11 protein-coding genes are annotated in these 10,204 nt (G+C 59.6%); 5 read left to right on the forward strand and 6 right to left on the reverse strand.

The window, feature by feature from the left end; genetic code table 11:
* The first annotated feature begins 1 nt into the window (after position 1).
* A complete protein-coding gene (locus tag ACODTZ_RS06955; protein ID WP_489024720.1) occupies positions 2 to 883 on the forward strand; it encodes an ABC transporter permease in 882 nt (293 codons plus the stop codon).
* A gap of 56 nt (positions 884 to 939) precedes the next feature.
* On the opposite strand, the gene ACODTZ_RS06960 is transcribed toward ACODTZ_RS06955, so the two are convergent.
* From ACODTZ_RS06960 to ACODTZ_RS06975, 4 genes are all read right to left on the reverse strand, one after another.
* Positions 940 to 2,364: a sensor histidine kinase gene (locus ACODTZ_RS06960; protein ID WP_489024722.1), complete on the reverse strand. Its 1,425-nt coding sequence runs from the start codon at positions 2,362 to 2,364 to the stop codon at positions 940 to 942.
* Between the two features lies 1 nt (position 2,365).
* Entirely contained in the window at positions 2,366 to 3,034 is a 669-nt protein-coding gene (locus tag ACODTZ_RS06965; RefSeq protein WP_209236734.1) for a response regulator, read from the reverse strand.
* Between the two features lie 276 nt (positions 3,035 to 3,310).
* Positions 3,311 to 3,682, reverse strand: coding sequence for a DUF2147 domain-containing protein (locus ACODTZ_RS06970; RefSeq protein WP_111562344.1), 372 nt, complete (start codon positions 3,680 to 3,682; stop codon positions 3,311 to 3,313).
* A 225-nt stretch (positions 3,683 to 3,907) separates the two neighbouring features.
* On the reverse strand, positions 3,908 to 4,186 hold the full coding sequence (locus tag ACODTZ_RS06975) for a pentapeptide MXKDX repeat protein (RefSeq protein ID WP_489024724.1): 279 nt from the start codon (positions 4,184 to 4,186) through the stop codon (positions 3,908 to 3,910).
* A 260-nt stretch (positions 4,187 to 4,446) separates the two neighbouring features.
* Here ACODTZ_RS06975 and ACODTZ_RS06980 point away from each other — a divergent pair, with 260 nt between their 5' ends.
* The 4 genes from ACODTZ_RS06980 to ACODTZ_RS06995 are packed head-to-tail and all read left to right on the forward strand — an operon-like array spanning position 4,447 to position 7,380.
* The gene (locus ACODTZ_RS06980) at positions 4,447 to 5,247 is read left to right on the forward strand and encodes a DUF1295 domain-containing protein (RefSeq protein WP_489024726.1); all 801 of its coding nucleotides are present in this window, start codon (positions 4,447 to 4,449) and stop codon (positions 5,245 to 5,247) included.
* Positions 5,244 to 6,272, forward strand: coding sequence for an SAM-dependent methyltransferase (locus tag ACODTZ_RS06985; protein WP_489024727.1), 1,029 nt, complete (start codon positions 5,244 to 5,246; stop codon positions 6,270 to 6,272). Before ACODTZ_RS06980 ends, ACODTZ_RS06985 begins: the two co-directional genes overlap by 4 nt.
* Positions 6,272 to 6,796, forward strand: coding sequence for a hypothetical protein (locus ACODTZ_RS06990; protein WP_489024729.1), 525 nt, complete (start codon positions 6,272 to 6,274; stop codon positions 6,794 to 6,796). The genes ACODTZ_RS06985 and ACODTZ_RS06990 overlap by 1 nt, the downstream gene beginning before the upstream one ends.
* A gap of 44 nt (positions 6,797 to 6,840) precedes the next feature.
* Positions 6,841 to 7,380 (forward strand): lipocalin family protein, encoded by a 540-nt coding sequence (locus ACODTZ_RS06995; protein WP_489024731.1) that lies wholly within the window; start codon positions 6,841 to 6,843, stop codon positions 7,378 to 7,380.
* Between the two features lie 586 nt (positions 7,381 to 7,966).
* On the opposite strand, the gene ACODTZ_RS07000 is transcribed toward ACODTZ_RS06995, so the two are convergent.
* Together ACODTZ_RS07000 and ACODTZ_RS07005 are read right to left on the reverse strand one after the other, a co-directional pair.
* Positions 7,967 to 9,112: an ABC transporter ATP-binding protein gene (locus ACODTZ_RS07000; RefSeq protein WP_489024733.1), complete on the reverse strand. Its 1,146-nt coding sequence runs from the start codon at positions 9,110 to 9,112 to the stop codon at positions 7,967 to 7,969.
* Between the two features lie 5 nt (positions 9,113 to 9,117).
* Positions 9,118 to 9,888: a carbohydrate ABC transporter permease gene (locus ACODTZ_RS07005; RefSeq protein WP_489024734.1), complete on the reverse strand. Its 771-nt coding sequence runs from the start codon at positions 9,886 to 9,888 to the stop codon at positions 9,118 to 9,120.
* Positions 9,889 to 10,204 lie beyond the last annotated feature (316 nt).

Below are 10,204 nucleotides of genomic sequence, written 5' to 3' on the forward strand. Positions count from 1 at the left end.
AATGGCTGATACAACTCTTAGCGCCGGCTCCGCCACGCTCTTCCGCCCGGGAACGTCGGACGCGGAAATCGAAGCATCCGCGCTGAAAACGATGAAGCGACGCAAGGCGCTTGTGCTCTTCTGGCAGATCGCCATTCTCGTCTTCGTCATCGGCATGTGGGAGCTTTCCTCCAACATGCAGTGGATCGATCCCTTCTTCTATTCGAGCCCGAGCGGCGTCGTTCAGCGCCTCTACGAATGGGCGACGGAAGGCACGACCGAAGGTTCGCTCTGGTACAATCTCTGGGTCACGATGGAAGAGGCGCTGATCGGCTTCTTCGCGGGCTCAATCACAGGCGTATTCGTCGGCATCGGCCTTGGCCGCAACCGCTTCCTGTCGGACATATTCTCGGTCTACATCAAGGCGATCAACTCGATCCCGCGTGTCGTCCTTGCTCCGATCTTCATCATGATCATGGGCCTTGGCCTTCCCTCCAAGGTGGCGCTCGCCTTCATCATGGTGTTCTTCGTGGTTTTCGCAAACGCCTTCCAGGGCGTGCGAGAAGCAGACCGCAACATGATCGCCAATGCCCGCATCCTCGGCGCTTCCGACTGGCAGGTGACGCGCACGGTTGTCATTCCCTCGGCCATGAGCTGGATCTTCGCCAGCCTCCACGTGTCGTTCGGCTTCGCCATCATCGGCGCGATCGTCGGCGAGTTCGTCGGCGCCCGCTTCGGTATCGGTCAGCTGATTTCGATCGCCAAGGGCACTTTCGACGCGGCAGGTATGTTCGCCGCGATCCTGTTGGTCATGGTGGTGACGCTCGTTGCCGAGTACATGATGACGATCATCGAAAACCGCCTCGCCAAATGGCGTCCGCAGCAGCACATGGACTCCCAGTAAGAGCGCCCATCCTCCCAGGGTCTCTAAAGGTCGGATCGAAAGGTCCGACCTTTTTTTCATGCCTGCTTATCTCGGCCCTGTTTCGCAGCCGCGATCGGAAGTCGCACGCTCACCACGAGGCCGCCCCCGTCCGGCTCGGCGAGAACCACCTCGCCGCCGGCGCCATCGACAACCTCGCGAACGATCGCCAGCCCCAAGCCGCTGCCCTCACCCTCGGTGCCGAGCACACGATAGAACCGCTCGAAGACCTGCTCGCGCTCGGCCGCTGGAATACCCGGTCCGTTGTCCTCGACATCGAGGACGGCGACGTCACCCGCGCGGACAACGGAAACCGTCACGGTGCCGCCGGGGCGGGTATAGCGAATGGCATTATCGACGAGATTGACGAGCATTTCGCGCAACATCGTCCCATCGCCCTCGACGGGAACGGGATCTGAAACCTCAAGGCCGAGATCGATATTGCGCTGTAGCGCCTGCTCGGCATGAGCTGCGACGATATCGCGGGCGGCAGCGGCGATATCGATGGTCTCGCTTCGCGGCCGCCGGCTGCCCGGTTCGGCGCGCGACAGCGTAAGCAGCTGACTGGCAAGACGGGAGACATGGCGAATGCTGCCGCGCAAGGCTTGCAATGCCTCCTCGCGGCTGGCGTCGTCCGTCTCACGTGCCGCGACGCCAGCCTGCGTCGACATCAGCGCTAACGGCGTTCGCAACTGATGGGCGGCATTCGAAACAAATCGCCGCTGTGCGGCCATCTGGTTTTGAACGCGCTCCATATGGTCGTTCAAGGCATGTACCAGCGGCTGGAATTCGGTCTGGACCATCTTAGGCGAAAGAGGATCCAATCGTTCGCGTCCACGGGCGCGCACGGCATCGCGCAGCCGCAGCGCAGGCGCCAGCCCCCGCTGCAGCCCGACGATCGTGACCGCTCCCGCGAGCAGGACGAGCACGAACTGCTTGGAAAAATCATCGAGCCACAAGCGCCTTCGCAGAGCATACTGGCTGTTATGGGTACTCGCGACGGTGACCGAGATCACACCATTATCGGGAAGCCCGACGACAGGATGATTGAGCGTAAGCGCACGAACAGTCGAATTGCGGAACGCCAGATCCTGCCCCGTGCGTTCGACCATCGGCAGCGGCAGATCGGGAAAGCCGCCAATCAAGTTTCCCCAAGCGGTGATGATCTGGTAGAAAACCTGATCCCCGTAACCGGTATCGAACATCTCAAGTGCCGCCGGCGGAATGTCCGCCTCCACATTGCCGCCCTCATCCACCCGAACCGCTTCCGCGATCACCCGGGCGGAGCTCAACAAAGTGCGGTCAGTGACGAGCTTCGCCGTCTGGTCGGCCGTCTGGTAGCTTTCGTAGAGATTGAAGCAGATGGCGCCGATGAGAGTCAGGACAACCCAGGCCAGAAGTTGGGCTCGCAGGCTCTGCCGCAAGGCCCAGACAGCTACGAGCATGGCACGCAGGCGACGCATGTTAGGACGCGTCCCGCAAAAGATATCCGAGCCCGCGCAACGTCGCGATCTGGGCCGAGCTGGCCTCAAGTTTTTTGCGCAATCGGTGAACATAGATCTCGATCGCGCTCGGGTCGGCCTCGTCATCGAAGCCGAAGACGCTTTCCGACAAAGCGGCCTTAGAGACCGTCGTTCCGACGCGGGTGATGAGGTGCTCGAGAACCGCATGTTCCCTGGGTGTCAGCGCCAGCGGCTCGCCCTTGATCGAGAACTGCCGCGTGGCACCCGCAAAGACCAGATCGCCGACCATCACCTCCGGTGCTGCCCGATCCTGCCCGCGCCGGACAATCGCTCTTATGCGCGCCTCCAGCTCCGCGATCTCGAAAGGCTTTGCAAGATAATCGTCGGCGCCGCTATCCAGACCCGCGACACGACCGTCGAGGCTGGCATTCGCCGTCAGGATGATGACGGGAACCCTCTCGCCGCTTTGCCGGAGCCGCTTCAGAAGCGTCATGCCGTCGATCTTCGGGATGGAGAGGTCGAGGATGACAGCCGAGTAGCGCGCGACCTTCAGCATCAATTCCGCATCCTCACCATCGAAGGCTATGTCGACTGCATATTGTGCCTGGCGCAGAGCCTTCGCGAGCCAATCGGCGAGCTCTTTGTTGTCTTCGACGATGAGGATTTTCATATGCGAGCTATAGCATTTCGCCCGACGGCAATGGAAGATAGTTGGTGCCTGAGGCCTCTTGCCCTGCCTGGAAAAATAAAGACGGGTCCAGTTACAAGTGAATGGATAGTCGAGCCGACTTGACACGAATGCTACTCAAGGCAGACACGGCCGTCTTCGAAGCGGGACAGGACTGCGGCTTGCGAGCATTGGGATTCGAGGCCCCGGACGGCAATTCGCTTCAAATCGCCGGGATCGATTTTTCTGTCACCACTTTCATCGCCCGCGCCTCCGCATTCAATTGATCCGAGTCCAATCAACGCCCTTGCATAGTAGCCCGGCTACGACGCACCCTTTCGTGGTCATCTTGTCTCCATTGATCGTCACGGTCAGCTTGTAGGTTAGATTGCGTTGCGGATCGAAGGCCGTTCCGGCGTACACTCCATCGGCGTCCGGATTGATCGTCATCACCAGCCTGTCGCCCGCCTTTTCCTTCGGCGTGCCCGGCTTGATCCAGGTGTTCGTTGCGCAAATGTCCGATCCGCAGGGAGCGATCCGCACCTTGGCATTGCCATCGCCGCGCGCCCACTGGCCGTCGATGTCGGCAGCATTGACCGTGGTGAAGGCGCAGAGGCCGGACACGATTGCGGCTAGTGTCATCTTCATCATGCTCGTTTCTCCTCTCGGCAGCTCGATCACTCACGCTCGACATTTGTACGAGGGGAGAAGGCCAAGAGTTTCATGGCGGGTCTATTAATTTCGAGAGCTCGCCGGACCGAAACAAAGGTCTCGCGCTCGCGTTGGGTAATAGACGGGATCAGATCAAAAGAGACGAGTGTGAGAGAGCATGTGGGTGACGCTCCTGCGAGGACGACTGCAGGAGCGCCAGCGCGATCACTTCATTGCATCGCAGTGCTTCATCATGTCCGCCTTCTTCATGCTGTCTTTTTCCATGCCGGCCTTGTGCATGCAGTCGGCCTTCGTGCCGCCCATCTTCATGCTGTTGGCCTTCATGGAACCGGACATCATGTTATCGGTCTTCGTCATGTTCGATTTCATGCTTTCCGGCTTCTTCATCGAATCCATGCTCGACTGAGCACTGGCGCCGCCGGCGACCAGCGAAATCCCGATAAGCGTGACACTGGCGAAGGTGGTGAAAAGACGCGTGTTCATGGTGGGCCTCCCAAATGCTGCCCGCCGCACCATGCGACGGGGTCACATGCTCTTTTCGCAACCTTCCGGCGGTTTGTTACAGCCATCACGCGCCTGTGATTGTCGAATGCCGAAACAACGGGCCTTTCGGCGCCCCCGATGCAGCGTCGCGAGTTTCATAGAGTGCTTTGATTTTCGAAGATTTTTTGTCCGGAATGAAACTAAGAGGCGTTGCCTCCCGTAGAGACAAGACCCAACTTCGGGCCCACACGGGAAGGCTGATGGACATTCTGCTCCTCGTCGTCATCGCAATCTGGTTGTCACTGGCCATGGCGGGCGCGTGGGCGATACAGCGCAGCAGCGGACAAAGTGGGTGGATCGACACAATTTGGTCGGTTGCGGTGGGCATCGGAGGCGTTGTCGCCGTCTCCTTCGCCGGTGGCGACTTCGACCGCCGCGTCGTCCTATTGATCGCCATCGGCGCCTGGTCGCTTAGGCTCGCAAGCCATATCGGCTCGCGCACCAGAGGTGCGGCCGAAGATCCTCGCTATGCAAAATTCATCGAAGACTGGGGCGACCGCGCAGCATGGCGATTGTTCGCCTTCCTGCAGGTACAGGCATTGGCCGCATTCATTCTCGTCCTCGCCGTTTATCTCGCCGCAGCCAATGAGCGGCCGTTTCCAGGGGCAATCGACGGTCTCGCCATACTCCTCGCCATCATCGCGTTGAGCGGCGAAGCCCTGTCCGACGCGCAGCTCGCGCGCTTCCGAAAGAGGCCCGAGGCAAAGACGGAAGTCTGTGAGATCGGGTTCTGGCGGTACTCGCGCCATCCCAACTACTTCTTCGAGTGGCTTTTCTGGTGTTGCTGGCCGCTGTTTGCTTTGACTGGATCGATATGGAACTGGCTGTCCTTGCTCGCGCCACTCATGATGTACTGGCTGCTGGTTCACGTCTCCGGCGTTCCACCTCTCGAAGAGCACATGCTGCGCTCGCGCGGCGACAAATTCCGTGCCCTGCAACGCCGGGTCAACGCCTTCTTCCCAGGTCCTCGCAAATCCACCCTTCCAGGAGAGCAACAATGAACATGCTGGCATTCGCCATCAACACTGCCGAACGCGCGCCGCTTACCGACGCAATGACACTGGCAGGCATCGATTTTCTCTGCGCGCGCACCAAGCGCAAGCTCTCGACAACGACGGCGGACACCGAACGCGATTTCGTCCAGCTCATGGACCGCTTTCCGGTCGCGACCCACACCGACGAGGCCAATCGCCAGCACTACGAGGTGCCGGCCGACTTCTTTTCGGTAGCACTTGGCCCGCAGCGCAAATACTCGTGTTGCCTTTACCCGACGTCCGATACGACACTCGCGGAAGCAGAAATCCTGGCGCTCGCCGACACTGTCGCGAATGCGGCGATTGAAGATGGGATGACGATCCTGGAGCTCGGCTGTGGTTGGGGTTCGCTTTCGCTTTATCTCGCACGACGCTTTCCCAATTCACGCATCACAAGCGTCTCGAACTCGGCCTCGCAGCGCGCCCATATCCTCGGCCTCGCACGTCGGGATGGCCTGACCAACCTCGACGTCATCACCGCCGACATGAACCATTTCACCACGGAGGCCAAGTTTGATCGTATCGTGTCGGTGGAAATGTTCGAGCACATGTCCAACTGGCGCACGCTTCTTGAGCGCATCCGAGGCTGGGTGAAGCCTGACGGCAGACTGTTCCTGCATGTCTTCACCCACAAGGATCGCTCCTACAGGTTCGATCCTAACGACCCGTCCGATTGGATCGCCCAGCACTTCTTTACCGGTGGGATCATGCCCGCACACGACCTGCCGCACCGCTTCGGCGACCTGTTCAAGGTGGAGCAGGAATGGCGCTGGTCGGGAACGCACTATCGCCGGACGGCACTGGACTGGCTGGCGAATTTTGATCGCGACATTCATCGGATCCGGCCAATCCTTGCAGGAGTGTATGGCAAGGACGCATCGCTCTGGCTGCGCCGCTGGCGGCTGTTCTTCCTGTCGACTGCAGGCCTGTTCGGGCATGATAAAGGCGATGTCTGGGGTGTCGGCCATTACCTGCTGGCGCCGGCCACATAATGTCCGAGGCAACCAAACAGCTCGACCCGATCACCCAGGCGACAGTGACGATTGCCTGGGTCATCGTGCTGAACAAGCCTTTCTATCCTGTCTATGTCTGGTATCTGGTCGGCAATGGGGTGGCGGCATCGCTCGGGACATTGCTCTCAGCGCCTCTCTTCCTGGCGATCCCGCTTTTGGCCAGACGATCTTCGCTGGCAGCCCGGATCGCGCTGCCGCTGATCGGCACGTTCGACACCTTGTTCGAGACGACACTCTTCGGCTCCGCTTCAGGGACGGAATTGTACTTCGCCGCCTGCATCATGCTTGTCGCGCTGTCCTTCCAGGCACACGAAAAGTGGTGGCAGCGCGGGATGGCCGTGCTTGTCTTTGTCGTGTTCGTGTTCTCGCGCAATTTTATCGGTGCGCCGCCCCATGCCTGGTCTGCACCGGAACTTATGACCCTCTTCAACCTGAATGCCTTCGCCGTCGCCAGCCTGTTGGCCTTCATCGCCCTTCGCTATGCGGGGATATCACGGACATGAGACCGATCCGATCAAACGACAGCCAGAACAAATGGGAGCTGATTATGCAGAAGATTTCTCGCTGGTATTTTGCTGCAACAGTCGCATTGATGTCATTATCGAGCCCAGCCCTTTCAGCCTCAGTAGAGCCGCGGCCGGTTGCGGTTGGCATGGACCACTATCGTGGGACATGGCTTGAGATCGGCCGCCGGCCCATGTGGCTGACTGATGGCTGCGTCGCGGGCTATTCGACTTACAAGCCCGGAAAGACGCAAGGCGAGGTCCAGGTGGAAGACGGTTGCCACGTAGGCACTCCCGGCGGGCGGCTGAAGACCGTCAATGGCGATGGAAAGATCCTCGACCTCGGGCACGGCAATGCCAAGATGCGGGTCCGCTACCCCTTCTTCATCACATTCAACTATTGGGTCCTTTACAAATCCCCTGATAAGGCATGGTTCATAAGTGCCGATCCAGAAATGCGGAACCTCTGGATCTACGCGCGCGCCGTGCCATCAAAGGCAAGACTGAAGGTGATGATCCGCAAGGCGAGCCAGCTCGGCTATGATGTCAGAAAGCTTGAGTTTCCCGCGCAGTCCGGGCGCTGAGTGGCCGAAAGTCCATTTGCTGGCGAAAAAGCTCTGTCTCGGCGTGAGCGATGAGATTCTTCCAGCTGGTGCGCCGCCTGACGGCTTCCGTTCTTGTCTGAGCGACAACGGGCTCGCGCGTGTTGCACACGCAAACGCACCGGCTTGAGTTGTTTTATGCTGGATGAAGGCGCTTTCAGCACTCGGAAGCCTCCGTGTCGCAAACAGGAGGCCGGCTACCGGAAGGTTGGAGTGTGACGGCGAGACCGAACTCGATGTTCGCTGCACCAGAAAGGATTGCCTGCTGTCACTACGGCGGTGTCGAAGTTCACCGCGAATGCGGAAAGCTGCCCGCCTTCGGTCATGACTGTCGCCGGCGCCTGAAGCTTGTCTGGTGTGTGGAGAGTTGGCTGCAGGGCCTGATGGCACAGAGGCTTGTAAATTCAGGCATTGAAGGCTTCTCAGCCTACGAACACATTACTTGATGACGTAAGTGGCCGATTACAAACGTCGAGTAAGATCTACTGCCTGGCCCAAAACGACGCCGAGCCATGCGGTATCGAGCGTCGGCTGCCCCAGACAGCAGCCGACAGAAGCAGTTCTCAGGCTAGATCGCCTGAGCCGCAGTGCGTGCCGCCAGCGACGGAGGGACATTTCCGGTCGCCCCCTTCTTATCGAGACGCCTTCCAGACTTCGTATCGAACAGATGGAAGTTCTCTCGCGAGAAGCTGAACTTCAACGTCTGGCCAGCGCTGATCCTTGTCGTCGGCGCTGTGCGAGCGGTCACTTCCTTGCCGGCGACGTCGAAGATCACCAACGTGTCCGCACCCGTGGGCTCCACTAGATCAACGCGCGCGTCGAGAACCAGGCAGTTTTCGTCCAGTCCCTCGCCGATCGTGATGTTCTCAGGGCGGATACCCAAAGTCACGGCCTGACCGCTGACGGCGTATCCGTTCGGCAGTGGAATCGACAGTTTTGGCGATACCTTGAGGACCTGCGCACTGCCGTGGGTTTCCACTGTGCCTTCGAGCAGGTTCATCGCAGGCGACCCAACGAACCGCGCGACGAACAAATCCGCCGGCGAATTGTAGATATCGTTCGGCGTGCCGATCTGAACGATCTTGCCGCCGTTCATGACGACGATCTTCGTCGACATGGTCATCGCCTCGACCTGGTCATGCGTGACGTAGACAATGGTTGCGCCGAGCTTCTGATGGAGGCGCTTGATCTCGATGCGCATCTCGGTACGGAGCTGGGCATCGAGGTTTGAGAGCGGCTCGTCGAAGAGGAAGAGCTTGGGGTTGCGCACGAGTGCGCGGCCCATGGCGACACGTTGGCGCTGACCGCCGGAGAGCTGCCACGGCTTTCGATCCAGCAGATGATCGATGCGCAGCATGGTCGCGACGTTCTGGATTGCCTTCGCGCGCTCTGCTGCCCCCACGCCACGAATTTTCAGGCCGAACTCGATGTTCTTGCGGACCGTCATCGTCGGATAGAGCGCATAGGACTGGAAGATCATCGCGATGTCGCGGTCGCGTGCCAGCGTACCGCTGACATCGGTTCCGTCGATCCTGATTTCCCCTGACGTCGGATAATCGAGCCCGGCGATGATGCCGAGCAAGGTCGACTTGCCACAGCCTGATGGTCCAAGAAGCGTGAGGAATTCGCCCTGGCCAGCCTCGACGCTGACACTGTCGAGCGCAAGGAACGCCCCGTAACGGCGGGTGACGTCTACGATTGAAAGAGAACCCATTTACTTCATCCTTTCACGGAGCCGACAGTGAGCCCGCGGACGAAGTACTTGCCCGCAAGTACGTAGATCACGAGTGTCGGAAGCGCGGTAATAATGGTGCCAGCCATGTCGACGTTGTATTCCTTGACGCCGAAGGTGGTGTTGACGAGGTTGTTCAGCGCGACGATCACGGGCTGGCTTGCGCCCGAAGAGAACGTCACGCCGAAAAGGAAGTCGTTCCAGATCGCGGTGAACTGCCAAATGAGGGTTACCGCGATGATCGGCGGCGACAGCGGCAGGATGATGCTGAAGAAGATCGTCCAGTACCCTGCCCCGTCGATCTTGGCCGCCTTGATCAGCTCATCCGGGATCGAGGCGTAGTAATTGCGGAAGAACAGCGTGCAGATCGGGATGCCGTAGACCGACTGAACAAGGATCAGGCCCCAGATCGTGTTCAATAGACCAAGCTTCCCGAGAAGCTGGGCGGCCGGAATGAGGATTGCCTGATATGGGATGAAGACGCCGAACACGATCAGTATGAACAGCAGGTTGCTGCCCGGGAAGCGAAGCTTGGACAGCGTGAAGCCATTGATGGCACCGAGCGCGGTCGAGAATATCGCCGCCGGTATCACGATCATGAAGGAATTCAGGTAATAGGCCTTGAGGCCCACACAGCGCGTTCCGATACAGGCTTCGCCCCAGGCCTTCGTCCACGCATAGAGCGACCAGGCGCCCGGCCAGCTGATGATCGACTGCCCCCGGAAGTCCTCTGTTGGCCTGAGAGAAGTGATGAGCATCAGCGCGAGAGGGGCGAGGAAGAACAGCGCCAGCTTCGCCGCGACTTTATTTAACGCTAAAATTGACTGGAGAGCAAGAGAAACTACACTGGCACACGCAAGATGGGGGGTGCCTTGCAGACCAGCCAACCAACATCCGTCAATTTCCTCGCTCTTGAAGGGACACGAACCGCTGCACCGTGAACGAGAAATGGCCGGGTCGGGCCCCGGCCATCTCCTATGTGGCTTTCGGTCGGGAGAAAACCGTTAGCCGATCTTGACCAGCTTGCCTTCCTTGACGGACTGGACGGCCGCGTCGGCGAGCACGAGGGCGGCG

It is taken from the genome of Rhizobium sp. FG113, assembly GCF_057809895.1.

What these genes read in the sequence shown, in the direction of transcription:
- ACODTZ_RS06955 (WP_489024720.1), top strand. Translation starts at nt 2, where the DNA reads ATGGCTGATACAACTCTTAGCGCCGGCTCCGCCACGCTCTTCCGCCCG.
- ACODTZ_RS06960 (WP_489024722.1), bottom strand. Translation starts at nt 2,364, where the DNA reads ATGCGTCGCCTGCGTGCCATGCTCGTAGCTGTCTGGGCCTTGCGGCAG.
- ACODTZ_RS06965 (WP_209236734.1), bottom strand. Translation starts at nt 3,034, where the DNA reads ATGAAAATCCTCATCGTCGAAGACAACAAAGAGCTCGCCGATTGGCTC.
- ACODTZ_RS06970 (WP_111562344.1), bottom strand. Translation starts at nt 3,682, where the DNA reads ATGATGAAGATGACACTAGCCGCAATCGTGTCCGGCCTCTGCGCCTTC.
- ACODTZ_RS06975 (WP_489024724.1), bottom strand. Translation starts at nt 4,186, where the DNA reads ATGAACACGCGTCTTTTCACCACCTTCGCCAGTGTCACGCTTATCGGG.
- ACODTZ_RS06980 (WP_489024726.1), top strand. Translation starts at nt 4,447, where the DNA reads ATGGACATTCTGCTCCTCGTCGTCATCGCAATCTGGTTGTCACTGGCC.
- ACODTZ_RS06985 (WP_489024727.1), top strand. Translation starts at nt 5,244, where the DNA reads ATGAACATGCTGGCATTCGCCATCAACACTGCCGAACGCGCGCCGCTT.
- ACODTZ_RS06990 (WP_489024729.1), top strand. Translation starts at nt 6,272, where the DNA reads ATGTCCGAGGCAACCAAACAGCTCGACCCGATCACCCAGGCGACAGTG.
- ACODTZ_RS06995 (WP_489024731.1), top strand. Translation starts at nt 6,841, where the DNA reads ATGCAGAAGATTTCTCGCTGGTATTTTGCTGCAACAGTCGCATTGATG.
- ACODTZ_RS07000 (WP_489024733.1), bottom strand. Translation starts at nt 9,112, where the DNA reads ATGGGTTCTCTTTCAATCGTAGACGTCACCCGCCGTTACGGGGCGTTC.
- ACODTZ_RS07005 (WP_489024734.1), bottom strand. Translation starts at nt 9,888, where the DNA reads ATGCTCATCACTTCTCTCAGGCCAACAGAGGACTTCCGGGGGCAGTCG.